Source organism: Arcobacter sp. F155 (assembly GCF_004116455.1).
Taxonomy (GTDB): domain Bacteria; phylum Campylobacterota; class Campylobacteria; order Campylobacterales; family Arcobacteraceae; genus Halarcobacter.
The window spans coordinates 203,900-230,895 of sequence record NZ_PDJU01000002.1; the positions used below are offsets into that span (position 1 = coordinate 203,900).

General features: G+C 28.0%; 21 protein-coding genes. 10 read left to right on the top strand and 11 right to left on the bottom strand.

Going from position 1 to position 26,996, the window contains the following annotated elements; translation table 11 throughout:
- Nucleotides 1-4,437, bottom strand: a complete 4,437-nt coding sequence (gene gltB, locus CRV03_RS03480; RefSeq protein ID WP_129083757.1) for a glutamate synthase large subunit — start codon at nt 4,435-4,437, stop codon at nt 1-3.
- Between the two features lie 281 nt (nt 4,438-4,718).
- On the opposite strand from gltB, the gene CRV03_RS03485 reads away from it, so the two are divergent.
- The 4 genes from CRV03_RS03485 to CRV03_RS03500 all read left to right on the top strand — a co-directional run bounded on the left by CRV03_RS03485 (nt 4,719) and on the right by CRV03_RS03500 (nt 8,880).
- Complete coding sequence (locus tag CRV03_RS03485) at nt 4,719-5,771, top strand: TRAP transporter substrate-binding protein (RefSeq protein WP_258238995.1); 1,053 nt, start codon at nt 4,719-4,721, stop codon at nt 5,769-5,771.
- A 143-nt stretch (nt 5,772-5,914) separates the two neighbouring features.
- Nucleotides 5,915-6,967, top strand: a complete 1,053-nt coding sequence (locus CRV03_RS03490; protein WP_258238996.1) for a TRAP transporter substrate-binding protein — start codon at nt 5,915-5,917, stop codon at nt 6,965-6,967.
- A 3-nt stretch (nt 6,968-6,970) separates the two neighbouring features.
- A complete protein-coding gene (locus CRV03_RS03495) occupies nt 6,971-7,597 on the top strand; it encodes a TRAP transporter small permease (protein ID WP_129083758.1) in 627 nt (208 codons plus the stop codon).
- Nucleotides 7,597-8,880: a TRAP transporter large permease gene (locus CRV03_RS03500; RefSeq protein ID WP_129083759.1), complete on the top strand. Its 1,284-nt coding sequence runs from the start codon at nt 7,597-7,599 to the stop codon at nt 8,878-8,880. The genes CRV03_RS03495 and CRV03_RS03500 overlap by 1 nt, the downstream gene beginning before the upstream one ends.
- 96 nt (nt 8,881-8,976) lie before the next feature.
- Here the strand turns inward: CRV03_RS03500 and CRV03_RS03505 are convergent, their stop codons facing one another.
- Nucleotides 8,977-9,501: a 3'-5' exonuclease gene (locus CRV03_RS03505; protein WP_129083760.1), complete on the bottom strand. Its 525-nt coding sequence runs from the start codon at nt 9,499-9,501 to the stop codon at nt 8,977-8,979.
- Nucleotides 9,502-9,524: 23 nt separating this feature from the next.
- Nucleotides 9,525-9,884 (bottom strand): hypothetical protein, encoded by a 360-nt coding sequence (locus CRV03_RS03510; protein ID WP_129083761.1) that lies wholly within the window; start codon nt 9,882-9,884, stop codon nt 9,525-9,527.
- A 168-nt stretch (nt 9,885-10,052) separates the two neighbouring features.
- On the opposite strand from CRV03_RS03510, the gene CRV03_RS03515 reads away from it, so the two are divergent.
- On the top strand, nt 10,053-10,379 hold the full coding sequence (locus CRV03_RS03515; protein ID WP_129083762.1) for a putative quinol monooxygenase: 327 nt from the start codon (nt 10,053-10,055) through the stop codon (nt 10,377-10,379).
- Nucleotides 10,380-10,784: 405 nt separating this feature from the next.
- Here CRV03_RS03515 and CRV03_RS03520 read toward each other — a convergent pair whose 3' ends face one another.
- Both CRV03_RS03520 and CRV03_RS03525 read right to left on the bottom strand, forming a co-directional pair.
- Nucleotides 10,785-12,002 carry a hypothetical protein gene (locus tag CRV03_RS03520; RefSeq protein ID WP_129083763.1) on the bottom strand — a complete coding sequence of 406 codons (1,218 nt, stop codon included), beginning with the start codon at nt 12,000-12,002 and terminating at the stop codon, nt 10,785-10,787.
- A gap of 2 nt (nt 12,003-12,004) precedes the next feature.
- The gene (locus CRV03_RS03525; protein ID WP_129083764.1) at nt 12,005-15,325 is read right to left on the bottom strand and encodes a hypothetical protein; all 3,321 of its coding nucleotides are present in this window, start codon (nt 15,323-15,325) and stop codon (nt 12,005-12,007) included.
- A 458-nt stretch (nt 15,326-15,783) separates the two neighbouring features.
- Here CRV03_RS03525 and CRV03_RS03530 point away from each other — a divergent pair, with 458 nt between their 5' ends.
- The 5 genes from CRV03_RS03530 (at nt 15,784) to CRV03_RS03550 (ending at nt 21,444) form a co-directional block, all read left to right on the top strand.
- Nucleotides 15,784-15,999 carry a hypothetical protein gene (locus tag CRV03_RS03530; protein WP_129083765.1) on the top strand — a complete coding sequence of 72 codons (216 nt, stop codon included), beginning with the start codon at nt 15,784-15,786 and terminating at the stop codon, nt 15,997-15,999.
- Nucleotides 16,000-16,165: 166 nt separating this feature from the next.
- On the top strand, nt 16,166-17,269 hold the full coding sequence (locus CRV03_RS03535; protein WP_129083766.1) for a tyrosine-type recombinase/integrase: 1,104 nt from the start codon (nt 16,166-16,168) through the stop codon (nt 17,267-17,269).
- Entirely contained in the window at nt 17,266-19,398 is a 2,133-nt protein-coding gene (locus tag CRV03_RS03540) for a site-specific integrase (protein ID WP_129083767.1), read from the top strand. Before CRV03_RS03535 ends, CRV03_RS03540 begins: the two co-directional genes overlap by 4 nt.
- Nucleotides 19,392-21,008, top strand: coding sequence for a site-specific integrase (locus CRV03_RS03545; RefSeq protein ID WP_129083768.1), 1,617 nt, complete (start codon nt 19,392-19,394; stop codon nt 21,006-21,008). Before CRV03_RS03540 ends, CRV03_RS03545 begins: the two co-directional genes overlap by 7 nt.
- Nucleotides 20,995-21,444: a hypothetical protein gene (locus tag CRV03_RS03550; RefSeq protein WP_129083769.1), complete on the top strand. Its 450-nt coding sequence runs from the start codon at nt 20,995-20,997 to the stop codon at nt 21,442-21,444. Before CRV03_RS03545 ends, CRV03_RS03550 begins: the two co-directional genes overlap by 14 nt.
- Nucleotides 21,445-21,747: 303 nt before the next feature.
- Here CRV03_RS03550 and CRV03_RS03555 read toward each other — a convergent pair whose 3' ends face one another.
- From CRV03_RS03555 to CRV03_RS03580, 6 genes are all read right to left on the bottom strand, one after another.
- On the bottom strand, nt 21,748-22,725 hold the full coding sequence (locus CRV03_RS03555) for a restriction endonuclease (protein WP_129083770.1): 978 nt from the start codon (nt 22,723-22,725) through the stop codon (nt 21,748-21,750).
- Between the two features lie 482 nt (nt 22,726-23,207).
- On the bottom strand, nt 23,208-23,483 hold the full coding sequence (locus CRV03_RS03560) for a hypothetical protein (RefSeq protein ID WP_129083771.1): 276 nt from the start codon (nt 23,481-23,483) through the stop codon (nt 23,208-23,210).
- A gap of 161 nt (nt 23,484-23,644) precedes the next feature.
- Nucleotides 23,645-24,094: a hypothetical protein gene (locus tag CRV03_RS03565; RefSeq protein ID WP_129083772.1), complete on the bottom strand. Its 450-nt coding sequence runs from the start codon at nt 24,092-24,094 to the stop codon at nt 23,645-23,647.
- Complete coding sequence (locus CRV03_RS03570; RefSeq protein ID WP_129083773.1) at nt 24,087-24,488, bottom strand: hypothetical protein; 402 nt, start codon at nt 24,486-24,488, stop codon at nt 24,087-24,089. Before CRV03_RS03570 ends, CRV03_RS03565 begins: the two co-directional genes overlap by 8 nt.
- A 289-nt stretch (nt 24,489-24,777) precedes the next feature.
- Entirely contained in the window at nt 24,778-25,500 is a 723-nt protein-coding gene (locus tag CRV03_RS03575; RefSeq protein ID WP_129083774.1) for a response regulator transcription factor, read from the bottom strand.
- The gene (locus CRV03_RS03580; protein ID WP_164968610.1) at nt 25,493-26,890 is read right to left on the bottom strand and encodes a cache domain-containing protein; all 1,398 of its coding nucleotides are present in this window, start codon (nt 26,888-26,890) and stop codon (nt 25,493-25,495) included. The genes CRV03_RS03575 and CRV03_RS03580 overlap by 8 nt, the downstream gene beginning before the upstream one ends.
- Nucleotides 26,891-26,996: the final 106 nt, after the last annotated feature.

Consider the following 26,996-nt stretch of genomic DNA (forward strand, 5'->3'; position numbering starts at 1 on the left):
TTAATCTCCCTCCTCAGGATTTAGAGGTAACACTGTCATATTTTTAGGTTTAACCATCCAGAAGTTTCTAATTTCAGCTCTGAAATTCTCTAAAATCATTTCAGCTCTTTCAGACTCAGTCTCATTTAAATAATCCATTAATAATCTTTTTAAGAATAGTCTTTCTCTTTCTGTATCATCTGTATCAATTCTAACTGCTTCAATTAGTTCTTGATTCATTTTATCTACAAATAGTTTTTCTGGGTCATAAACAAATGATAAACCACCAGTCATACCAGCACCAAAGTTAATACCAGTATTACCAAGAATAACTACAATACCACCTGTCATATACTCACAAGCATTATCTCCAGTTCCTTCTACTACTGCTGTACAACCTGAGTTTCTAACACCAAATCTTTCACCAGCTGCAGCTCTAACATAAAGTTTACCACCTGTTGCACCATAAAGACAAGTATTACCTGCACCAGCAAATTCTGGACCTTGGTGAGGAGTATTTACAATGATTTTACCACCATTCATTCCCTTACCAACATAGTCATTTGCAGCACCATCTAAGTATAAGTTCATACCTTTTGATAATAAAGCACCAAATGATTGACCAGCAATACCTTTTAAGAAGATATTGATTGAACCATCAGGTAAACCTTCATCACCATAGTATTTAGCAATTTCACCAGAGATTAAAGTACCAAATGATCTATTTAAGTTACAAATAGTCTCTTTTACTTTAATTGGAGTAGTTGGTTGCTCAATTGTTCTATGAACTTTTTTAAGTAGTTCTTTCTCAAATTTATTTTGATCGTAAGGAACATTTGATTCTTTTTGACAAGTATCAACACCCTCTACTCTTCTAAGAACATTTTGGAAATCGAATTTTTGTGCAAATTCATCATCAATAACTTTTAATAAGTCAGATCTTCCAACTACATCTTCTAATGATTTGTATCCTAAAGAAGCAAGAATCTCTCTAACATCTTCAGCAATAAATGTAAAGTAAGAAATTAATCTTTCTACTGTTCCAGTGAAGTGCTCTCTTAAATCTTCATCTTGAGTTGCAACACCAACAGAACATTTATTTGTATGACAAATTCTTAAGATTTTACATCCAAGAAGTGTAAGTGCAGCTGTACCAAATGCATAAGACTCAGCACCAAGCATTGCAGCTTTAACTACATCAAGACCAGTTTTTAATCCACCATCTGTTTGAACATGAACTGATTCTCTTAAGTGGTTTGCTTTTAAAGCATTATGCGCTTCAGCAAGTCCTAATTCCCAAGGGTTACCAGTATGTTTAATTGATGTTAAAGGAGCAGCTCCTGTACCACCATCAGCACCAGAGATAACAATTCTATCTGCATAAGCTTTTGCAACACCTGCTGCAATAGTTCCAACACCAATTGTTGATACTAACTTAACAGTGATTTTTGCTTCTGGGTTAATTTGTTTTAAGTCAAAAATTAACTGAGCTAAATCCTCAATAGAGTAAATATCATGGTGTGGTGGAGGTGAAATAAGTGTAACACCTTCAACAGTATGTCTAAGTGAAGCAATAAGTGGAGTTACTTTATGTCCTGGTAATTGACCACCTTCACCTGGTTTTGCACCTTGTGCAACTTTAATTTGAATCTCTTCTGCACTTCTTAAGTATCCTGGAGTAACACCAAATCTACCTGAAGCAACTTGCTTAATCTTAGAGTTTCTTAGTGTTCCAAATCTTCCTTTGTCTTCTCCACCCTCACCAGAGTTTGACATACCACCAATAGTATTCATAGCCATAGCCATTGCTTCGTGAGCTTCTGGAGAAATAGAACCACAAGACATTGCAGCTGTTGCAAATCTTTTGAAAATATCATCTGCTGATTCAACTTCAGATACATCAATAGCTTCTTTATCAGAGTTAAACTCAAAGAAGTCTCTAATAAACTTTTTATCTCTTGTATCTACAAGCTCTTTAAGTTTTTTAAAGTCAGTAATATCTTCTTTATCTTTAGCTTGTTTATTATGCATAGCTCTAGTTGTAGCTGGACCATAATCATGGTATTCACCATCATTCATATATTTGTAGAATCCACCTAAATCTAATGGGAAGATATGCTTATCATCAAAGAATGCATTGAAGTGTAACTTCTCAATTCTTTTTTCAATATCTACATAAGTAAGACCTGCTAAATCTGAGTGTGAACCTTCAAAACAGTCATTGATGATTTCATCACTTAAACCAATAACATCAAATAGTCTTGAGTTTCTATAAGAAGCAATAGTACAAATACCCATTTTAGACATAATCTTAAGAAGTCCAGCATTTAATGCTTTTTGAGTATTTTTAAGTAATCTTTGCATCTCATATTTAGAAGATACTTTTGTTTTATGTAATTCAACAACAGAAGCATACATCATGTATGGATAAATTGCACTTGCACCATATCCAATCATAACTGCTGCCATATGTGGGTCATAAACTTCACCAGATACTGCAACAATAGAAACTTTGTGTCTAATACCTTCTTTAATTAATGATTCATTTACAAAACCTACTGCCATAGCCATAGGAATTAATTTTACGTTTTCATTGATATCTTTATCAGAAAGAATTACAACAGAAACATTATCTTCTTTAACTGCTTTTGCAACTTTGTTTGCAAGTTCTTTTAACGAAGCTTTTAAATCAGATTTAAATGTTGTTGAGAAAACTTGATTTTTGTAGTATTCATCAAATCTTGGAGATGTTGAATCACCAAAAGAGTTTAATACATCAAATTTTTCTTTCATTAAAATAGGAGATGCTACTTTTAATCTTTTTGCATCTTCTGCTTTTTCATCTAAAATATTATGAATATGACCAAAACCAGTCTCTAAAGACATTACGATTTTTTCTCTATATGGGTCAATTGGAGGGTTAGTTACCTGTGCAAACTTTTGTCTAAAGAAATCAGTAAAGTTTCTGTTTACAGTAGAGAAACATGCTAAAGGAGTATCATCACCCATAGAACCAACAGGTTCTTTACCATCTTTTGCCATAGGGTCAATCATTTGATCTAGTGCTTCATAAGTAATATTAAAATACTTTTGTTTTTTCTCTAGTTCATCCATTTCATAATCATCAGTATCAATAAATGACTCATCGATATACTCTTGTAAGTATTCCATGTCATTATTTAACCATTTAACATAGTTTTGTGATGATTTTAAATAATCATTGATATCTTCTTCTTTTAATACTTTCCCATGTTTAAGGTCAAGTCCAATCATCTGCCCTGATTGTAATCTTCCTCTTTCACTAATATTATCTTCATCAATATCAATTGTTCCATACTCAGAAGTAATATAGATTTTATGATTTTTAGTAATAACATATTTAGAAGGTCTTAAACCATTTCTATCAATTAAACATCCAATGTGTCTTCCATCAGTTAATGAAACTGCTGCTGGTCCATCCCAAGCTTCCATTACTGTTGAAGTATATTCATAAAACGCTCTTAAATCAGAATCCATATGTGGAGCATTTTGCCAAGGAGCAGGAACTAAACTTCTTGCTGCTTTGAAAAAGTCAACACCATTTACAACTAAGAATTCAAACATATTGTCTAATGACGCTGAGTCTGAACCAGACACTTGTAAAATTGGTAATATTCTTTCTAATTCTTCATCTGTAAAAACTTCAGATTTTAGGTTTTCAGATTTAATTTGAACATTTACTCTGTTTGCTTCAACTGAATTAATCTCTCCATTGTGAGCGATTGCTCTAAATGGTTGTGCTAATCTCCATTGAGGTAAAGTATTTGTTGAAAATCTTTGGTGAAATAATGAGAAAGAAATTTGAAAATCCTCATCCCTTAAATCAATATAAAACTTTTTAATGTGCGTAGGCATTACAAGCCCTTTGTACGCGATTACTTTAGATGAAAATGTTGGAATATAAAAATCTTCTTTATCTACTAATTTGTGTTCACATTCTTTTCTTGTTAAATATAACATCGCATCAAATCTTTTTGATGTCATAAGTGCATTTGGCCCAACAAATACTTGAATAATGTGAGGTAAACTCTCTAATGCTTGCTGCCCTAATGCATCAGTGTCTACTGGAACTTCTCTTGTTAAAAGAACTTTTAAATCATTCTCTTCACAGTGTTCTTTGAAAGTTTCGATATCTTCTAAATCTTTTGCAAATATCATAGCTACTGCATATTTTTCTGGTAAATCAATACCTTTTTCACTAGCTATTTTTCTCATAAATTTATTTGGCATAGATAATAATAAACCTGAACCATCTCCAGTTTTACCATCAGCTGCCACTGCACCTCTGTGCATCATTCGCTCAAGCGAAGTAATAGCATCTTCTAAATTCTCGTGGCTTGGTCTGCTTTTTAAGTCTGCCATCAAACCGAAACCACAGTTGTCTTTAAAAGAAGTAAGTAAATCTAAATTACATCCCATCTTTATCCTTTATTATTTATATCTTTATATTCCTCATAAAGTGGGGGATTATACTTTTTTTTTGTTTAAAGCATGGTTAAGGTAAATATCTCCTTAAGAGTAATGCTTTTTGTAGTGCTTTTTTAAGATTTAATCCAATTATTAATTTTTGTAACACTTGTTACAATTGAATATTTACAAAAAAATTATTTTATAAACTTTTTCGATATTTTCTACTTTTATACATAAGTTTTACATATCTTTTGATTATACTTTTCGTAATTTATTTTTAAGGAGAAAAAATGACTAAGACAATGAAAGGAATAGTATCAAGTGTTGCTGTTGCATCTATGCTATTATTCACAGGTTGTGGGGACAACAAAGAGGAAACTAAAACTGCTGAGGCTAAGCCTGCTGCTGAAAAGTTCGTTCTTAAATTCTCACACGTTGTAAGTCCTAACACGCCTAAGGGAAAAGCGGCTGATTACTTCGAAAAAAGACTTGAAGAATTATCTGAAGGTAGAATTGATGTTCAAGTTTACCCATCTTCTCAGTTATATAAAGACAATGCTGTTTTAAAAGCATTAAAATTAGATTCTGTTCAAATGGCTGCACCGTCATTTTCTAAGTTTGGTAAAATTGTACCTCAATTAGCTTTATTTGATTTACCATTTTTATTCAAAGATGTTGATCACTTACACAGAGTTCAAGATGGTGAAGTTGGTCAAAAACTAAAAGATATGGTTACGGATAAAGGTTATGTTGCTTTATCTTTCTGGGATAATGGTTTCAAACAATTATCTTCTTCTACTAAGCCTCTAATTTTACCTGAAGATGCTGAAGGTCAAAAATTTAGAATTATGTCTTCTAAAGTTTTAGAAGCTCAATTCCATGCTGTTGGTGCTAACCCACAAATGATGCCTTTCTCTGAAGTTTATTCAGGGTTACAACAAGGTGTAATTGATGGTCAAGAGAACACTAACTCTAACATCTTTACTAAAAAATTCCACGAAGTTCAAAAATACTTAACAGTTACTAACCACGGTTACTTAGGTTATTTAGTTGTTATGTCTCAAAAATTCTGGAACTCTTTACCAGCTGATTTACAAGAAGATGTAAAACAAGCTATGAAAGATGCTACTGATAAAGAAAGAGAATTCGCTGCACAATTAAACAACGAGCAATTCGGTTTAATCAAAGAGTATGCTGAAAAAACTGGTAAGTTAGAAATTATTAACTTAAACGACGAGCAAAAAGATGCTTGGAGAAACGCTGTTAGTAAAATTTACCCTGAGTTCTACGATGCAAATAGTATCGGTGAAGACCTTATCAAGGGTGCTTTAAATACTAAATAAATCTACTAGACTATCGGTTTTTCCGGTAGTCTGACTCTCTCAACCTATAAACTACCTTAAATTTCCAAATTTTACACATATGTACATAAAGCTTACATATCTTTTCATTATAATCCTTTTATAGACTAAAAAAGGAGAAAAATATGACTAAAACAATGAAAGGAATAGTATCAAGTGTTGCTGTTGCATCTATGCTATTATTCACAGGTTGTGGGGACAACAAAGAGGAAACTAAAACTGCTGAGGCTAAGCCTGCTGCTGAAAAGTTCGTTCTTAAATTCTCACACGTTGTAAGTCCTAACACGCCTAAGGGAAAAGCGGCTGATTACTTCGAAAAAAGACTTGAAGAATTATCTGAAGGTAGAATTGATGTTCAAGTTTACCCATCTTCTCAGTTATATAAAGACAATGCTGTTTTAAAAGCATTAAAATTAGATTCTGTTCAAATGGCTGCACCGTCATTTTCTAAGTTTGGTAAAATTGTACCTCAATTAGCTTTATTTGATTTACCATTTTTATTCAAAGATGTTGATCACTTACACAGAGTTCAAGATGGTGAAGTTGGTCAAAAACTAAAAGATATGGTTACGGATAAAGGTTATGTTGCTTTATCTTTCTGGGATAATGGTTTCAAACAATTATCTTCTTCTACTAAGCCTCTAATTTTACCTGAAGATGCTGAAGGTCAAAAATTTAGAATTATGTCTTCTAAAGTTTTAGAAGCTCAATTCCATGCTGTTGGTGCTAACCCACAAATGATGCCTTTCTCTGAAGTTTATTCAGGGTTACAACAAGGTGTAATTGATGGTCAAGAGAACACTAACTCTAACATCTTTACTAAAAAATTCCACGAAGTTCAAAAATACTTAACAGTTACTAACCACGGTTACTTAGGTTATTTAGTTGTTATGTCTCAAAAATTCTGGAACTCTTTACCAGCTGATTTACAAGAAGATGTAAAACAAGCTATGAAAGATGCTACTGATAAAGAAAGAGAATTCGCTGCACAATTAAACAACGAGCAATTCGGTTTAATCAAAGAGTATGCTGAAAAAACTGGTAAGTTAGAAATTATTAACTTAAACGACGAGCAAAAAGATGCTTGGAGAAACGCTGTTAGTAAAATTTACCCTGAGTTCTACGATGCAAATAGTATCGGTGAAGACCTTATCAAGGGTGCTTTAGCAACGGAGTAAAACATGGTTGTATTTAATATTTTAAGTAAATTTATTGGTTGGATAAACCAATCAATCGCAGTGATAGGTATCACTGCGGGTGTAGCTGTATCATTTGTAAATGTTGTAGCAAGATATGCTTTTGATGCTTCATTAGTTTGGGCTTCAGAATTAAGTATTTTCTTATTTCTTTGGTCTGTATTCTTTGCAGCAGCATATTGTTTCAAGAAAGATGCTCACATTGCAGTGACTATCATCCTAGATATCATGCCAACAAAAATTGCTAAAATCATGTTACTAATTTCACACATAGTAACACTTGTATTCTTAGCTACAGTTTCTTATTTTGGTTATGAGTATTTACTACTAGTAAATGATTTAGATGAAAGATCAATCGACCTTTGGGGAATGCCAATGTGGATTGTGTATTTAGTTATCCCTGTTTCTTTTGCACTTGCTTCTTATAGAGTTGCAGAAAGAATTATTATTATTGCTAGAACAAGTCATGAAGACATTTTACAAGAAAGTGAAGCAGAGCAAGTTTTAGCAGGAATGGGAATGGGTGCTAAAGAAAACGCTGATAATGAAAATGTAAAAGAGTTAAATGATATGGTTAAAGAAGTAGAAAAGAAAACAGGAGGAATGCTATAATGAGTGTTGCAGTATTATTTGGTATATTTTTCTCTCTTGTTGTTGTAGGTGCACCTATTGCAATCTGTCTTGGTGCAGCAACATTTGTAACGTTACTACTGTTTACGCCTATTTCTCCTATAGAAATTTCGGCGATGATGTTTGAAAAAGTTGAGCACTACTCACTTATGGCAATTCCAATGTTTATCTTTGCTGGTAACTTATTATCAAAGGGTTCAGCAGCACAAAGAATTATTGAATTTGCTAAATCGATAGTTGGACACTTACCAGGTGGTTTACCAATCTCTGCTATTTTTGCATCTATTATTTTTGCGGCAGTTTCTGGTTCGTCTCCTGCAACAGTTGTTGCTATTGGTTCTATTATGTTCGGTGCTATTATGCAAGCTGGATACCCAAAAAGATATGCTGTTGGTACAATTGCAACTGCTGGTTCTTTAGGTATTCTTATTCCACCATCAATCGTACTTATCGTATATGGGGTAACTGCTGAAGTTTCTATTGGTAAACTATTTATGGCAGGTGTTGTTCCAGGTATTATGCTTGGTGTTATGATGATGGCTGTTACATATATTGGTGCTAGAAGATTAGGATTCGAAAGAACTGAGCCTAAACCATTTAAAGAAAGATTAGCTAAGATGAAAGATGCGTCATGGGGACTTATGACAATCGTTCTAGTAATCGGTGGTATTTATGGTGGTATCTTTACTCCAACTGAAGCTGCAGCTGTAGCTTGTGTTTGGGCATTTATTGTTTCTGTATTTATCTATAAAGATATTAAAATCACAGAAATCTGGGGAACAGCTTTAGAGTCTGCAAAAACTACTGCAATGATTATGTTTATTATTGCAAATGCTATGTTATTTGCTCACTTCTTAACAATTGAGAATATTCCTCAAGCAATTACTGAAGCTTTAATTGAAGCAAATGTAAATAAATATATGTTCTTAATCGCTGTTAACTTACTTCTAATTTTAGCTGGTTCATTCATGGAGCCATCAGCTATTATTATGATTATGGTACCTTTATTACTTCCAGTTGCTGTTGCACTTGGAATTGACCCAATTCACTTTGGTATCATTATTACAGTAAATATGGAGCTTGGAATGGTATCCCCACCTGTTGGTCTGAATCTGTTTGTAACCTCAGGTCTAACCGGTATGAGTATCAAAGATGTTATTGTCGCCGCGTTCCCGTGGACATTAACGATTTTTGTAGGATTAATACTTGTTACGTATATCCCTCAAATCTCTTTATTCTTACCAAACTTAATGTATGGTGGATGATAAACAAACTGTTTAAAATTAAATCACTTAAAAAGCTAGGAGTTTTAACTTCTAGCTTTTTTTATGCTCTTAAATTAATATCCATTTTTTAAACTACTAAAAAGTCTTTTCCATACATTTTAATATCTCGTAAGTTTTACTCACATCATATGTAGCACTATGATATGAAAGTGGGTCAAAATCTATCCCATAGAAAACACAAGTCTCATCTAGCTTTGGGTTTTTGATATTTCCATTTTTGTTTAGTGCTTTTACTATATGTTTATTCTCTTTCATAGTACAAAAGTGTTTTTCAAAACTTACAAGCTTATCAAGATGTCTAAGCTCAAAGTTTATATTGTGAGCAATCAAAGTATTTGCACTAGAACAAAAGTCAATAAACTCTTCATCTTCATTAAAAAAAGAGCTATAACTAGCACCATTTCTATGAGCAATAATTTTCTCAGGGGTAAGTCTATGAACCTCATAAGAGTAAGGATTTACTGGATATCGTGAAAGATAGTATCTATGGAACTTATCAATAACTTTAAAGTCTCCATCTATAAACTCTAACTTAACAGCAGCAGCCTCAATAACATCTTGAGGGTTCATTGTATTTGTTTCAAAATCTAATATAATCATGGCAGGATTATATCAACTTTTATCTATTTAATAAATTTCTCTTCTAATTCTTCGGCTGTTAATTCGATATTATCTTCATTTAAAAAACCATACCAATAAGTATCTTCATCATCTTGAACTTCAATAACTAAGATATTCTCTTCTTTATGATTTTCTACAAATTTTTCAATTGCTTCAAGAGCAGAATTATTCCAATATCTTTCGATTTCTTCATTATTTCCTGCATCGAAGAAAAGGCAATCTTCACATATCGAAAAAAGATAGTTTCCTGCACCTTCATAAATTTCAAATGAACTATCTTCGTTATATAGTTTTTCATTTGTAAATGGGCAATATAAGCTAAATTTTTTTGGGCTTTTTAGTTTTAAAACTACTTTATTCATAATCATCCTATGTAATTAATTTTTAGGATTATATTAAAGTTTTTCTAAAATCCTAGTGATTAATATTTGCACTATAGTAAAAGACGATTGTATTAATATAATCTAAAAACCTAAGTTTAAAATTTCAAATGTATAATGCTAAAATTATTTTAATTTTAAAGGTTATTTATGAGCAATATAGTATTTACAGTAAAAATAAAAGTTAAAGAAGAGTTTACACAAATAGTTTATCCATTTATGCAAGCGATGCATAAACTTACCCATGATTTTGATGAAGGTTTTATTCAATATGACCTTTTCAAAGATAAAGAAGATGAAAACAAATTTTATTTTATAGAAGAGTGGGACAGTGAAGAGTCTCTTGAAAAACATAAACAAAAAGAGCACTACAAAAGTTTTATAGAGTTTTTAGATGATAAGGTAGAATCTATTGATAAGGTTTTAGAAAAGATTAATACAAGTTCTTTGGAGAAAGTTGAAAGTTTGACTATATAAAAGAGAAGATTTCACCTTCTCTTTTCTTCCTCTATTTGCTTAGAAAGATTTGAAAAGGTATTTATAGCTTTTAAGCCAAAATGTTTTGGGCTATTGAATGCCTTTTATTTGTAGGTAGTTAGATAAGTTCATTGTATTTTACCTTTGTTTGTTGTTGCATTTAGTTATAATTATATTCTAAATTCCTACGGGACAACCCACCTTCATGAGGGGGGGTGTAATCTATCAGTTCTTTAAATTTATTTTTCATATTTTTAAAATCATCAATATTTATCATTCCAATTTTATTTAAAAGTCTTTTTGTACCGAAAAGTTCCATTGAAAAAAATGTGCCTGTCTTCTTTTTCCCAGTTTTATTTGAAAAAAAGTTTCTAAAGTCATTTTTGGCACAGAATTGACACAATCTTATTTAATCCCAATGTTTTTAGCTATATCTTTTTTTAACTTTGATAAAGATACTTTTCCTATGTTTTCATCAAATATTTCTTCACCAAATATATCTTTTTTAATATTTTCAAAATATGATTCACTATTATAAATTAATTTTGAAATAGATTTTAAGTTTGAATCAGAATATTTTTTTTTCTTTTCTATAAGTTTTAATGCTTTATCCTTATGATATTTATATCTTGCTTTTAATTTAAAATCCTGTATAAACTTTTCATAAGTTTTATCCTTAGAAGTATCATTTAAATCTAATTCAAAATTATCTTCATTATTAATATTAATCAATCTAAAATTAGTTTCTTTATTTACTTCTGATAAATTATAAAATAATTCAAATTTAACATTTAAATCAAAATCATACTCTTTATGTGTTGGTGATACATCTACAAACTTATCAACAACTAAATTTCTTTGTTTTTTTAATTTAGAATTACATGTATAACAGGAAGGAACAAAATTATAAAGACACAAAGATAATAATGGAAGAGTTCCCTTATCTAGAAAATGATCTAACGTAAAGTGATCATAATTGTCTTCTTTAAATTTTTGACTTTTTTTCAACTTATCAACTTTACATTGAGTCATTCCATTATTTTTTTGAGTTATAATTTCATTTTCATCTTGATATATCGTATTATGAATTAAATTGATTTTAGAACTATTAAATCTGGAAAACACATCTTTTAATTCTTTTTTAGAAGCATTATTCATAAAATCTATTAAATCTGAATAATTTCCTGAAAATGTACTATAAGGATTTATATTATCAAGATTACAATACATACAAGTTCTTATATTTAACTCTTTATAATACTTCCTAAAAAAAGATGCAATCTCGGGTTGTAAATCATCATATGGAAATAATTTCTTTAACTTTTTCGCATTATCTTTTTGCTCACCGGAAACTTTAAATTTAAATTTATATCTTTTTTTACCATCATCTTTTTCTAAAAACTTTCTTTTAAAGTTTTCTGCAATAGCAAATAATTCTTCAAAAGGCATTGTTATAGTATCTTCAAATTTAATTCCATCATCATAACATTTTCCTAAAAAACTTGTTAAGTCTGCATCCACATCTATTTTTTTCTCTTGTAGAAAATCATTAATTATTTTCTTATACTCATCCTCAAAAGATTTAAGTCTTATTGTATCTTCTGGGTAATTTATTTTAACCATCTTTATTTCTTCAATTCTTTCTCTAGTTCTTTTATTCTCTTCTTTAAGGATTCAATTTCATTGTTTTCATTGTTTATTTCAAAAAACTCATCTAAAGCTTTTATATGATTTTCAATGATTCCTTGTATATAACTCTCTCCAATTGATTCTTTAATAAACATAAATTCATCTCTTTTTTGTAAATAAGATTCTTTATTTTCTTTTTTAACTATAGCTCTTTTATGAAAACTAATTATTCTAGAAATTATTCTTGATGCATATGCACCAATTGTACCTTTATCCAAAAAAAATGCACTTGATAAAAGTTCATGAATATTAGCTCCAAAGCAATTATAATTAATATCCACTTGCCGTGCTTCAAATTTTCCAGTTGTTTCATTTTCTTTTATATCCAAAGGCATTAAATATATATTTGGAATATCAGAAAGAATAAAAGGAGAATGAGTAACAAACAAAAAGTTTAAACTTTCTATAGTATCTAATAACCCAAGTGATTTATATTCTTTAATACTTTTAAGCAATTTATTTATGTATTCACGTTGATATTCAGGATGAAAATATAATTCAATCTCATCTAAAATAATATTTACATGTTTATATTTAATAAGATCATGGCTTACGGATGATATATTTCTCAAATGATATAAAATAGAATTTATAGAATATATTTTTTGTTTTTCTCCAGAACTTAAAGTATCAAAAGAAACATCATCATTATATATTTTTATATTGTAAAATGATGGTGGAATAAGTTCAATTGTTTTTAAAGATGTATTATTAGAACTCTCTATATTAATTTTAGAAGCTAGATTATCAATATCTAGTGTTATATTTTTTCTCTGTATTAATTTGTATTTGAAAAAATTAATAATTTGCTTGAATTTTAAAGTTACATGACTATCATCATTTTTTATTTTTTCTAAAAATTCATCTATATTCTGAATTTCTTTATTATCAAAAGAATAATAATCCTGATATTGTTTATAATTTATGGTAATTTTAATTAACTTTTTAAAAAGATATAAATATGCAAAATTATTCAATGACTTATCAACTTTTTTTATATCTATATTTAAATCAGGTTCATCCTCTAAAAATACCTTTTTTACACTATCTAATATTTCTTCAATATATTCCTTTCCAAAAAACTCTAAATCAATTTCAATTTTATCTTTTGGATCAATATATATATAATCAAGTTTATTTAAATTTAACTCTAATTCAATTTTATTAGTCTTAAAATTTTTTGTTAAATTTTTATTTGCATTCTTCTCCAATAAATTTGATATTAGTCTTGAAATAACTAAATCATTTTCTATATTAATTTTAATATTGCCATCATCTCTAAATGGAGTAATAACAACAGGCAACTGATATCCATCATTTTTATGAAATAACTCATTTAACCAATCACCATAATTTCTAATATTAAAGGAATGCTGAGAATAGTTAACAATAAGTGTATAAAAAAAGTTATAAAGGTCAAAATCTTCTACTTCTAAAAAATTATAATATTTTATTTTCGACTTCTTTTGATCTTCTTTAGTCGATTTAAATATAACTAATCTTTGATTGTCTATACGAAACTTATAAATTACCCCTAAATGTATACATACTTCAAAATTCATATCTTCAACTAACTTTGCCTTATTAAGACCACTATGATATGCAATATTATTAATAGCGATTAATAAAAGATCTATAATAGTACTTTTACCACTTCCATTTTTGCCAACTATTGCACTAATATTGATATCAAGCTTTTCCTTAGACATTTCATCATTAAACGAATAAATTGGAAAATCTTTATTTATATCATGTACAATGTCACCATTCTTATTTTCAGAATAGGTATTATTAAAATAAAATTTATCTTTACTTAGAATCTTTGTATACTTTTTATCTTTCCTATTTTCAGTTTTAAATACTTCCAAATATACTAATTTTAATTGTTCATTAGGAAGTTTTTTCTTTTTAGTACTTTCTTTTTCATCTTCTATTTGAGACTTCTTAGATAAACTCTTTTTTATTTCAGTAGAAAAAATACTTATATCAGATTTAAACTGATTCTCTAAAATAGTCTCATCTTCTTCTTGTGAACTTTCTTTTATAAGTTCTTCAATTTGAGCTAATTCGTCTTCATCTAACTCTATATGTTTATTCTTAATATATGATTTTTTTACTATATTTCTTATAGCATCAGTTTTTATTACTTGCTCATTATTTAAATCAAATAAGGAAAAATAATCTTCCTTATTTTTGACTGCTCTATTTAATACACCTCGTCTTTTTAAATATTTTTCAGTATTTGAATCTAATGAAATATATTTTTTAGAATCAATATAAAATAAAAACATCGTTAACACAGGGATACCAACACCTTTCCAGTTCTTAGATTCTATAAAAGGATCAATAGTTGTAGACTGAAGCCCATTATCTACTAGTTCTTTAAAAAAGTTCCATATTTTCTCTTGTATATTTAGTGGTCTATAAAAGATATTATTTACATTTACTATAGGTATTCCAGAAAAATCAATATTTTCATAATATAATTTATCCGTATTATTAAGTACATTTAAATAAAAATTAATTCTGTCTACTCTTTCTTGATCTGTTTTTATTTGATTATGATTAAAGCTCGTAAATATATGAATAGGATCATAAGATTTAGTTTGTTCGAAACCTTTATCTTTCACCCAGCTGCTATTTAAGGCCAAAAATTTTTCTTTATTTTTATTATTATTTAGAATTTCATAAAGCTGTGTTCCTGAAGATACTTTTAATAACTCATGAGTTAAAGATTCATATACCTCATACCATTGAGTTTTTTTATTCATCTTTTCACTAAAAATCAATTTATCATAAAACTTAATCATTTCATCTATATAGATAACAAGATCATCTATACTTTCAAGATCATTTATCTTTTTTTCAAAAGATTTTTGATTGAATTCACTAATACTTTGTAAGTTTTCATTACTTATTTCAACTTGCTCAGTATTACTAAACCCTATGTGTGATATTATTCTATTATTATCTATATCTGCACCCACATAAGGATATACACCTTTTCTAGTCTTAAAATTATATTTTTTATTTAAAAATGTCATCCAAGGAATTCTTGAAACGTTATATTGTCCAAAAGAAACATGAACTTTATATCCCTTATACTCTGTATATTTATTGGCAATATCAGATGTTAATATACCCGTAGTTGTTCCTTGTTTTTTTGCCTTTATTGCCCTTTTTAAAAATACTTTTAATCTATTCGCTAATTCTTCTTGATCTAAATTCTCTTCTGTCATAATATTTTTATCTATCATAAATCCATCCTACTCGTCCCATCACCCTTAGGCTCAACCTTTATCTGCAATGGATTTCTCTCTTTTAGTGCTTCCACATGGGAAATCACACCTACTTTTTTTCAATATTTTTATGCAAAGATTATAATATTTTTTTGTCACATCCCTGTCACAGATGTAATATTTTATATTAAAGTTTGTTTAAATTTTAGAATTTCTATTTAAATGTAACATTTATTAGTATATTATATTACCCTATATATATTTTATGTCCTTACTTTACTTTATTACTGTAATGGTTTTTTAAGTTAGATATTGTTAAAGTTCTGCCAATAGAGATTGTGCTAACAATTTAATTCATTTTTTCCCTCTCTATAAGAAAAGTGTACTCTCATTATATATCTCCTACTAGTTTTTTATTGAGTACACTTTTTTATTTTCCACTTCCATACTTTATATATCTCTTACAAGGATTTTTTATGAAACATATACATACAGTTTTGAGACACAAAAGCAGTGAATCTATTTTTATGACTCTTTTTTTAGCTTTACCACTATTTACCCTACTTCCAATGGGAATTGATCTTTTTTTACCTGCACTAAATGACATTCAATCTTTTTTTCTAGGTGATAATAGTGTTGCTAAGTTTGCCATTTCAATCTACCTTCTTTTTTGGGGAATAGTTATCTTATAATTCATATATTACTACATTTAATATGATGTTAAAAGTGTTACAAAATACAATATAATCGTACTTTATTTAAAAAAAAATGTATACTTTTTGTAAACTTATACTTTGATATATTAAAAATAGTAGGAATCTACTTTTATAAAAGTAGAAAAATACAAAGAGGTGATACTTGAATTATACTGTATATTATTACGAAGATAGAGATGAATGGTGTCTCTTTGATAATCAAATGAAACTTGTAAAAGAAGTGTATGCATTTCTATTATTCAAAAAAGAAGAGAATATAAAGAGTAATACACTAAGACAATATGTATATTCACTAAAAAGTTTTTTTGATTTTATGGAATATAAAGGGATTGAACCTGAAGACTTTACAATAGCAAGTCTAGCAGATTTTAGAACTTGGAAATTAACTCCTGAAGAATTGAGAAGTGAAAGCATTTATTATTTAAATCAAAAGTCATCAATTGAACCCGAAACTTGGGATACTATTCTTACTGCAGTGACACAATATTTTCAATGGCTTCAAATAAAAGGAAAATCAATTGCACTAGATATAAGCTCTTTTAATGAAAAAAGAAAAAAATCAAAAAAGAAGAATAGTAATATCAACTCAAATATTGATTCTCTTAGAATTAAAAAATTTAGAAAAAATTTGAGATATATACCTAAAGAAAAATATCTTGAAATAAAAAAACATTTAGGTAAAAGAGATAAGCTTATTGCTGATATATTATACTATACAGGAATGAGAATAGGAGAACTCTTCTCATTTCATATAGAAAGTTTTCCACCAATAAGTTCATCTTCTAAGATTGTTGATATTAATCTTAATCCTAGTTCTTCAAAAAAAAGAAATCGTCAGACAAAAAGTGGTGCAAGAACAATATTTATGCCTATTAAAACATATAATAGTTTACGTAAATATATTACTTACGGAAGAAAATCAAATGCGCACAAGTTTCTTTTTTCTTCTCAAAAAAACTCTGGAAAAAGTAAAAAAGGAGACCCTTTAAGTCCAGATACTTTTAGAATTAGTTTTAAAAATGCTTGTAAAAAAGTAAATGTTGATTTCTCTCCTCATGATCTAAGACATACTCTTGCAACTGACTTATTAAGAAGTACAAATGATTTAAAATTTGTACAATATGTCCTTGGGCATAGAGACATCAATACAACTGCAAAATATACACATCCCAATGATAAAGAAGTTATTGATAAGTTGGGAGTTATTTACAATGATATTTATAGTGATTTAATGGAGGGGTTATGATTCCTCTATATAAACTCAACTATAAAAACTTTTGCAAAGAAACTATCAAAATATTTGGTATTGTTGAGCACTTGTTTGAGGAAATGACTATCGGAGAATTTACTTCCTATTTAATATCTACAAAATGTTTTAATAGACAAATGATGGCAAATTCAGAAAAAAATTTTTATCTGTATATATTAAAAAATCTATCTAATAAACCGTCACTAGAGTTACATAATGAAGACCTTATCAAAGTGTTTGAAGATTATAAAGCATTAAAAAAAGATTACGATGAAAATAAGATGAATAGATATAAAACAACTTTTCGTAAAAATATAATTGGAAAAGCTATTAACTATAAAGTAATTACAAAACACTATTCAAGACAATGGACTAATTTAGTAGTAGAATTAATTGATAGAGGTTATTATAAGTCTTATGAAAAAGATATTATTGCACACAGTTTTTTTGAGTGTGTAGATAAAGTAACTATAACAATATCACGTGCAATTGCATTTAAAAAACTATTTAAAGATATCTATTTAAAAAAATGGAATGAACTTACTGAAAATAATTTGAATAATATTAAAAATGTTTGTAAAAGTGTTAGGTCTGCATCAAGTATATTCCAAGATGTTCTTGATGTCGCTATCTCAAATAATATTGAAATAAATGATGATTTATTCTACTTAACAAGACAAAAAAGTAAATTAGAATTACAAAACTTAAATAGTGACCTATGGTATATTGTAGAAAAAAAGACAAAAAGTGCTTTGGTATTTGAGGACTACTTATTTGATAATGATTTAAAGGACCTAATCAAAAAATGGATGCAATGGAGAATTGAGAGCAGATATAAAGATCATAAATCTGTTTATACTGGAATAAAAAAGATTCTTATTTCTTTTTTAGAAGAAGAAAAAATACCTTTAAAAAAATTAAACAGACTAACTATTCAAAAATGGTTATCATGGATTAAAAGAAAATCTGAAAATGGTGTTAAAGGTTATTCTGAGAATTCTTGCTTAACAAGAATGAAATATGCAAAACAGTTTATAAAATATGTACTTGACTATCATGAAGGAATACTTGGGCGATCAGCCAATAAAATACTTGATATAAAACTTTTTAAACAAAGTAATTCTAAAGGAAAATCATATTCTGATTATGAGATTAAAATTATGTTGGAATCAATTAAGAAAGATAAGGGAAGTGTTGTTTCTGATATTCTGATTCTTGCTATGCTTATGGCTAGAAGAACAGAAGAGATATTGAGTATAAAAACAAATTGTATAGTAGAGATAGGTGAATACAAATATGTTAAATACACAAATTTCAAAACAAATAAGGAAGATAAGTTCCCACTCTATAGTTTACGAAAAAATGCCAGCTTATTTGAAAAAAGCTCTGAAGAAATTATTCTTGACATTTTAAGTAAATGGATAAAGAAAAATCAAAAAATTTCACGATTATCTCATCCTGATGAATGTGACTTTGTGTTTCTCTTGGAATGTGAAAGACGGAACGTAAATGGTTTTATAGTGACTGCTTTAAGACAATCCAATTTCAATAGACTACTGAATATCTTCAAAGAGAAATATGGTATCAAGTTCAGAATAGTAGTACATGAATTTAGACATACCCTAGCTTCAAAAGGTTTACGAAAGGGAATGAATGAGGCGGAAATTGCACGTTTACTTGGAAATGAAAAAAGTACAGTTACAAGATATTATGAAGCTGATTTAACTAAAGAAGAGACTTTAGCTTTAGATGGACTACCTATGTTAAATGTAATTGAAGATGCAAAAAAATTAGCTGAAATGAACAGTATCCCTGAAGTATTAACATGCGATACTGAGTATACAGTAGTAGTTCCAGGTGGTTTATGTAAAAAAGGTGAAGAAGCAAAGAAGAATTGTAGATTTTATAATCGATTATTCGGTTCAGGTGGTTGTTTGGGTTGTGCACAGCTTGCAGTTGTTACAAAGCATGAAGATTATTATTCAAATCTAAAAGAAAAAGTTTCTGAAGAATATAAAACCTATATTGGCACACCGTTTGAGAAATCATCAAGGTCCAAGTTGGAACTTATAGAAAACACACTATATCGTATTCGTAATGTAGGGAACAAGGTTGATGAATGGTAATAGGAAATTTAGCACTTAAATTAGAATTTCTTGAAAAGCTAAAGGATAGTGAAAGAGAAGGCTATTTTAAACAGGTAGTTGAAGATATTCCTGATTATCTTGACTTATCAAAGTACAATGATAATGTAGCTTCAAAACTTTATATCGATTTTTCTGAAATTAAAAGTGAAGCGGTTTGGTTTGTTAAATTTTGGATTTATCATGAGCTATATGAAAGAATGTTAAGTCCAACCTCAATCAGTTCTGGTTATACGGCACTAAAAAATTTCCTTAATTATATAGAAGAAGAGTTTTTTATTACTAACCCTACAGAAATAAAAGGAATACATTACAAAGCACATTTACATAGATATGTTTATCTTGTAAAAAATCATACGTTAGAAATGACAACAGCAAACAATTATGTTACAGTTATAGATGGCTTTTTTAAAACATTAGAAAAACATGAAATTATGGATGCAAGTTTTGTGTATGTATATGATGCAATAAGTAGAGTTCCTAGGGAAAGTCCAGAGTTTTATTTTAGTGGTTCAGAACTTGAAGAATATTATAAAAGAAAAAATGATATTCAAATGTGTTATAGCTATAAAGATTTGATAAAAATACTATCTAATTTACATTTGATGTCTAATGATCTTTATCGTCATGCAATATTAGTTTTAGCACATACAGGACTAAGAGCAAGTGAACTCCAAAACTTAGAAATAGATTGTATTGAAATAGAAGTGGTAAATAATCAAAATATATATTGGCTATCCAATTATAAAACATCAAAATCAAAGCAAAAACATTGGATAAAAGGACAACCATTACAGATAGGGAAACATGTCTATGATGCCATTATAGAAACAATTAAGATTACTGAAGAGTATAGAACAAAAGCAGATAAAAACATTAAAAGAAAATTATTTATAAGACCTAATTATGAAACGAAGATTATAGAACCTTTAAATACAGCATCTTTAAGATTAAATTTACAGCAAAAGGTAGCAAGTTTATTTGGAATTGAAAAAGCAACTCTACATATGTTCAGGCATACTTACGCAAAAATATTATACGACAAAGGTGTGCCTTTGGAGTATATAAAGAAGTACTTAAACCATTATGAATGGAATATGACTTCTGACTATATAGGTCATAGTAGTGAAGAGATTGTAAAAAAATATATAAACTTTGTCTCTATTGACTCATTTGAAGGTCATGCAAAAGATAATGCTATAAAGTATAGAGATAAACTTACTGTAGCTATTGATAACAATGAATTTCAAGGTTTAGCAATTGAATCTCAAGCTGAATTACTAGATACTATTTCTAAAGATTCCAATATGAGTATCAATATAATGGATCATGGGATTTGTTTTATCCCAGAGGGTTCTCAATGTCCAAACAATTATACTGATGTTAACTCATGTATAGAAGAGCATTGCAATAAGTTTGTAACTACAAAAGATAGTATTCCTTCTCTTGAAAAACTAGTCAATATAAAAATGAAATTTGTTGAAGAGTTAAATGAGGCAGGCTATGAAAAAGCTTATAATAGAAATAAAAAACGACTAAATAAAACTATACTTATACTGAATAATTTAAAGGGAAACCATGCAAAGACCTAAGAAGATAACTAGAGATATTGTAAAAAAAGCTATTGCAAAGATAAAAAGGAGAAAAGGTATTGATGGAGACAAAGATATTTTTATTACGATGATTGCTAAGGAGGCAGGTTGCTCAAGGCAATATCTTTATAAAGATGAATTTAAAGATATTGTAGGTAAATACAAAAAAAAGTCTTCATATAATGAAACCAAAAAAGGAACTTTAGCATATTACAAAGAAATTTCAGAGAAAAAGAATTCAGAAATTAAATCTCTAAAGGATAAGCTTAATAAAGCACTTTCTAATCTTGTAGACCAAGAAATATTATTTAAAGCATTAAATAATCTTGAAGAAGAAAATAAAAGATTAAATAATAGTAGTTTGATAATAGAAAACGAACGACTCAGAATTGAAAACAAAGAATTAAGGAAAAAAATCTTTCTGAAATTGATATAGCTAATATCTTAATTATAAAACTCTTAGAGTAAAATATTATAAGAATCTGTATTTTATTATGTTATAGCATTTAAATGAAGAACTTATTTTGTAGTTAAGACAGAACATTAAAGTTTTTAAAATATTCTATGAATAAATGCTTATATTCTTTGTTCCATATTTCCTAAAGGATTATAGAACTTTGTAGTTTAATTTTTTGAACACTTTGAGGAACATGAAAACTTACTTAAGTGTTCTCTGTTCCAAAACATAGAGGTTGGGTAACGATTAAAATGAGCCTATTAAATAATACTAATGACCATCTCAACTTTCATAAATTTCATCTTTTATATTTATTAATACAATATCTTCCATATTAGCTAGTTTTTTAGCTCCACGAGTGAATCCTATTAAAGATACAATGATTGTGTTTGGATGATCTGGGTGATTCTGTCTAATACCAATCATTTCTCTAATAACTGCTACACCAACATTTTTAGTATATTTTTTTACTTGTACAATTGTTAGATTCTTATTTTTATCATTGCCTACTAGATCAATACCTCCATCAGCAGAGTATTGTGTTACTTTTAAATCATACCCTTGTTTATTTAACCAAGTGGCTACTGCATATTCAAACTTTTTAGGATTTAGACTTTTCCAAGTATTATAGTTTTCTAACTGTTTTTCAAAAGATGATTTTACTTTATTTAAATTATCAGTTTTATTTTGAATCAGAGACTGTTTATATTCTAATAATTCTTTTAATTTATTAATATCTGCTTTTTTATCCTTTCTCCAAGTCTTATAATTCCAATCAATCATTAATAAAGCAGGTAAACAAAATAATATCATTCCCCAGCCATAATTAATTGATAAAGCAATAAATATAACTAAAATAATTGATGCTATAATATTCTTTGTGAAGTTACCTTTTTCTTCTCCTGCCCAATATTTCTCTTCATTAGTAAAATGTAAATATGCACCGATAGGAAGTTCTACTAAGGTCTTTGTCTTGCTCCATTTATATAATAAAATATCGTTTTGTTTAATTACTCTAAGATATTTTGCATTATATTCAATTATATTATCATTTATTTTTGTTTCTTCTTCTACTTCAAGTAAGTAATCTGTTTTATATCTACTATTGGACTTAATATGATTTTGAAATCTCATCTTAGTTATCTTGGTTAATTCATCATTCAAATCAAGAATTACTAATTTCTTATCGCTTATCCGTTCTATTGCTACAAACTTACCACTGGAGTTATATTTATAAATTTGATACCTTTTAAATGCCATTAATCTTATTTCTCCTAAAATTTATCTTTTTCTTCTAATATCATAGATGCTGTTTTCCAATAATCTCTTTTATTTTCTTTCATAATAGTTACATTTTCTAGTATTTCTTTCATAAACAAATTATTAAGTTCATCTTTTTATGGTTTGATCTTTTTTGCAATATGCCTAATATATTGTAAATAATACTATTGGTAAACTAATAGATATCTCATTTAAGTAAAAAAGATATTTTAAGATAAATAGAACTATAAAAGTAGAATTAGTAGTCTGATAAACAACAGGGAATAAGACATAAAATCATGGACAAATTGTTACAAAGATAGGTTATAAAAAATGTACCTTATTGAATATGCTCCAAATCTCAACTCTATTTTGAATAAGCTTTCTAGTAGTAACAACTATTCAAAAAGTAAGAGATTTAGGAATGACTAAAGTAGAAAAAACAAAGTATCTTACAAGTTTTTTCTTGCCTTTATTTACTTTTATTCTTTAACAAGTCTCCAGTCTCTATCATTACAATCTGGACAACTATATCTTTCTGAAAGCCATTGAGTAATTTCATCAGAAAAGGCAAGTAATGCAACACCACCTGTTACAATCGCAACACAAATTGTAAAAGCAAATCCTGTACCCGCAAAAAAGTAAGTAACCCAAGCCCAAAAACCACTACCAACAAAACCACCACCTAACACTTTTAAGAAAAATGATTTATTTGCTTTTTCTCTAAAACCACATTTTTTACATTCTATATATGCCATTGTTTCATAATACCTTATTTACGTAATTTTAATAATATTGTCACTATTTACATAAAAACTTTCATCAACTAAAGTATCAGCTTGATAAACTTTTTTAGTAACTTCTATCATTTTTGCCATTTTGTTTTTTCTTTTTTTTATATTCAGTTTCCATTGATTTGTTAGTCATTTTCCTTATTTTTCTTTCTTAGCCCCTGGCTTACATAGCCACCAAAATAAAAACCTACAACAGTTAACAAGGCAGTTTTTAAATATTCTGGTATTTCGGAACTAGGATTATTTAGTGAAATATAAGAAGCTGTACCGACAAGAACTAAAGCTATTATTCCTCCAATATTAAATATTTGGTTGAACCAATCAAATTTACTTGAAAAGCTTTTCGATGCAACATTCATTTGTTGAATAAGTTGGCTTTCTGTATCTGCATAACTAGTATGTTTGTTAGTTACAATAATCCACTGTACTACATTTGATGTTCCATCCATATATTCTACTTGTGCAACAATTCCATCAAGAAAATCATCTTGACTATTTAATTTATGTCCAGTACTTCTTGGTTTTGCAGATTTTACAAATTCGACAACTTTCTTTTTGTAATCTGTTTTACTCATCATCAAGCTTTAAGCCCGCTCTTTCCATATATTCTGACAAGGTGTTTAACTGATCAACAATTTCAGCAAAGTGATAATCTTCATAACTGACAATATTTGTATTTATTTTTGGTAATGGAAGTGTTGCACGATGACCGTCAACAGATACCAAAAGTTTTTCTTTAACAAATGATGAACCATAATAAATTTCATATGTTTCACGATATGCTGTTGGATCAGGATGACGGGTTGCCCAATCTTCTCCTCCAAATTTATCGAAGTCGAAATCAATCTCTTTTCTTTGGATTCTTAAGTTTAAATCATTTTTAAATGTATAAATGCCTCGTTCATCGTTAAAAAGCCAATCTGCTTTTGTAGAGTCTTTTATAACTTCGTCTAATTCATTGTATGTCATTTTTTCTCCTTTGCTTAACTATTTTTTGAATATATATTATATATAATTTAGCCTAAAAATAAATAAAAACATATGTAAAAATATTATTTATTTAAATAATGACAATATTTAAAATGTTACATATATTAGGAAATACATTATAGATGAAAAATTGCTACAAAGATAAGTTATAAAATAAGTTCAATAATCTGTTCTTTTTGGCACAATTTGACTAAGTAGGTTCAGCATGCTAAAATTCTAGGACTATCAAACTTTGACACAAAATATTCAACAATCTCATTCTAAAACTTTAGTCATTGTTTCTAAAAAACATATAACCTTCATTTGAGTAGTTTAGTATAAACTTACTACCTAATTTTTTATTTAAGTTAGAGACAATTGTTCTAATTGCTGATTTTGACATAGTTTGCTCACCATAAACATAATATTCTATTACATCATAGGCAACTATTTTATTTATATTTTTAGTTAGTAATGAAAGAAATTTAAATTCTTTAGGTTCTAGCTTTATAGATACACTTCTAACTTCAAGTTCATTCATTGTTAAATTTAATTTTATACTATCAGTTATTTGAATATAGCTTGAAATATTAAATTCTCTTTGAATATATTCTTCAAAAACAGACATCAATTTTTCAAATGAAAAGGGTTTTACAATATAAGACTCAAGTTTGTATTTTAAGGCTTCAAGTAAATACTCATTATCAGTATGCGCAGTTGTAATAATAATCGGTATTTTTTTATTTATTGTTCTAATCTTTTTTATAACCTCTAGTCCATTGACTTTAGGCATAGAAATATCAATAACTAATATATCTAAAATCTCTTTATTGGATTCATAAAAATAAAGTGCCTCTTCTCCATTACTAGCTACAAGTACATCATTACAATATAAATCAAGTGCTTTTGCAATGATTGTTTGATTATTTAAATCATCTTCTGCATATAAAACATTTAAAGTCTTTATTTTCTCAATTGAAAACTCAGAAAGTTCATAATTTTGATTACTCATAATATTCTTTAACCTTTATATCAAAACAAGCTCCAACTTGTTGCATTCCATCTACTTCAATTCTTTTATTAGATATTTCAATTGTGGCTTTCATATGCAATGTTAAAATTTGATATGTCATATGCAGCCCAATACCTTGAGAATCACCTTTTGTTGTAAAGTATGGTTCAAATATTCTATCATGGAGTTTTTCAGGAATTCCACCTGCATTATCCATGTATGAAATTAAAATCTTATTATCAACAAAATTCAACTTAATTTTTACAAGTCTATTTTTTATATGATTGGCAGTAAATGCATCTTTAGAATTATTTAATAAATTTAATAAAACTTGTAAAAAAGAATTTAAAATAAATTTATCTTTAATTTTATTTTCAATTAAGACCTTAATATTTTCTTTTTTACTAATTGGTTGAAATAAATTTAAAGCTTGTTCAATTATCTTTTCTGTACTTTTAAACTCTTTGTTACTACTATTAGAGAAAAAGCTTCTAAAGTCTTCAATTGTTTGAGAAAGATAAGTTGTTGTAGAAACAATACCATCTAAGTTTTTATGTAATTCTTGTTTAGATATCTTTTTATTTTTCAAACTAAAGTTTGAAATACTTGCATATGAAATTATTTCATTTAAGGGTTGCCTCCACTGATGAGCAATATTATTTAATAATTCTCCCATAAAGGCTAATTTCTCTCTTTGAAATAGCAGCTGATCTTTCTTTTTATTATCTTCTTTAACTTCAATAACTTTTGTTTTAATCAGTTTGTTTAGGTCTCTTAATTTCTGATTCTTTGATTCAATTACTTCTTTGTAATAATCCAATAATCCTTCTATATGTTTATATAAATAATAACCTATAATTAAAAAGAAAAGTATAAATAGGATTGAATATTTCATATAAATGAATAATTGATTGTTTAACTCTTTTTTTAACTTATTTTGTTCTATTTGTACAGACTGAGTCAAATAATCTAAGTAAACACCAGAACCAATTATCCAATCATTAGCTGCAAAATAATTTACATAAGATATTTTATCTTTAGATAAGTCTTTATCTCCTGTAGAAGCAGTGTATTCTAGAAAGCCTCCATCCAAGGATTTTCCAATTTTTATTAGATCTCTAATTATAAAAGTTCCATTGGAGTCTTGTAAGTTTATTCTATTTACACCTTCATATCTATCTTCAAAATGAATTAATTGTTTACCATTTGAATCAAATACAAAAATATAATCATTCACATTAAAAGATAAAGTTTTAATAAATTTTAATAAGACCCTATTTACCTCTTCGTTATTCTTCTTATCTTTTAATAAAAAATTTTGATATAACTCTAACTGTAATATTAATTTTAATACTTTTTCTTTTGTTTTGTTTTTTTCTTTTAACTTCATTGTTCTTTCAAAGTTAATTAAACTACTATTCACCTTATTATAGTAGGTATATGTAAAAAAAAGAGAGAACACTATTGATATCATAAGAACCAACAGCATATAAAAG

What these genes read in the sequence shown, in the direction of transcription:
- gltB (WP_129083757.1), bottom strand. Translation starts at nt 4,437, where the DNA reads ATGGGATGTAATTTAGATTTACTTACTTCTTTTAAAGACAACTGTGGT.
- CRV03_RS03485 (WP_258238995.1), top strand. Translation starts at nt 4,719, where the DNA reads ATGACTAAGACAATGAAAGGAATAGTATCAAGTGTTGCTGTTGCATCT.
- CRV03_RS03490 (WP_258238996.1), top strand. Translation starts at nt 5,915, where the DNA reads ATGACTAAAACAATGAAAGGAATAGTATCAAGTGTTGCTGTTGCATCT.
- CRV03_RS03495 (WP_129083758.1), top strand. Translation starts at nt 6,971, where the DNA reads ATGGTTGTATTTAATATTTTAAGTAAATTTATTGGTTGGATAAACCAA.
- CRV03_RS03500 (WP_129083759.1), top strand. Translation starts at nt 7,597, where the DNA reads ATGAGTGTTGCAGTATTATTTGGTATATTTTTCTCTCTTGTTGTTGTA.
- CRV03_RS03505 (WP_129083760.1), bottom strand. Translation starts at nt 9,501, where the DNA reads ATGATTATATTAGATTTTGAAACAAATACAATGAACCCTCAAGATGTT.
- CRV03_RS03510 (WP_129083761.1), bottom strand. Translation starts at nt 9,884, where the DNA reads ATGAATAAAGTAGTTTTAAAACTAAAAAGCCCAAAAAAATTTAGCTTA.
- CRV03_RS03515 (WP_129083762.1), top strand. Translation starts at nt 10,053, where the DNA reads ATGAGCAATATAGTATTTACAGTAAAAATAAAAGTTAAAGAAGAGTTT.
- CRV03_RS03520 (WP_129083763.1), bottom strand. Translation starts at nt 12,002, where the DNA reads ATGGTTAAAATAAATTACCCAGAAGATACAATAAGACTTAAATCTTTT.
- CRV03_RS03525 (WP_129083764.1), bottom strand. Translation starts at nt 15,325, where the DNA reads ATGATAGATAAAAATATTATGACAGAAGAGAATTTAGATCAAGAAGAA.
- CRV03_RS03530 (WP_129083765.1), top strand. Translation starts at nt 15,784, where the DNA reads ATGAAACATATACATACAGTTTTGAGACACAAAAGCAGTGAATCTATT.
- CRV03_RS03540 (WP_129083767.1), top strand. Translation starts at nt 17,266, where the DNA reads ATGATTCCTCTATATAAACTCAACTATAAAAACTTTTGCAAAGAAACT.
- CRV03_RS03545 (WP_129083768.1), top strand. Translation starts at nt 19,392, where the DNA reads ATGGTAATAGGAAATTTAGCACTTAAATTAGAATTTCTTGAAAAGCTA.
- CRV03_RS03550 (WP_129083769.1), top strand. Translation starts at nt 20,995, where the DNA reads ATGCAAAGACCTAAGAAGATAACTAGAGATATTGTAAAAAAAGCTATT.
- CRV03_RS03555 (WP_129083770.1), bottom strand. Translation starts at nt 22,725, where the DNA reads ATGGCATTTAAAAGGTATCAAATTTATAAATATAACTCCAGTGGTAAG.
- CRV03_RS03560 (WP_129083771.1), bottom strand. Translation starts at nt 23,483, where the DNA reads ATGGCATATATAGAATGTAAAAAATGTGGTTTTAGAGAAAAAGCAAAT.
- CRV03_RS03565 (WP_129083772.1), bottom strand. Translation starts at nt 24,094, where the DNA reads ATGAGTAAAACAGATTACAAAAAGAAAGTTGTCGAATTTGTAAAATCT.
- CRV03_RS03570 (WP_129083773.1), bottom strand. Translation starts at nt 24,488, where the DNA reads ATGACATACAATGAATTAGACGAAGTTATAAAAGACTCTACAAAAGCA.
- CRV03_RS03575 (WP_129083774.1), bottom strand. Translation starts at nt 25,500, where the DNA reads ATGAGTAATCAAAATTATGAACTTTCTGAGTTTTCAATTGAGAAAATA.
- CRV03_RS03580 (WP_164968610.1), bottom strand. Translation starts at nt 26,890, where the DNA reads ATGAAGTTAAAAGAAAAAAACAAAACAAAAGAAAAAGTATTAAAATTA.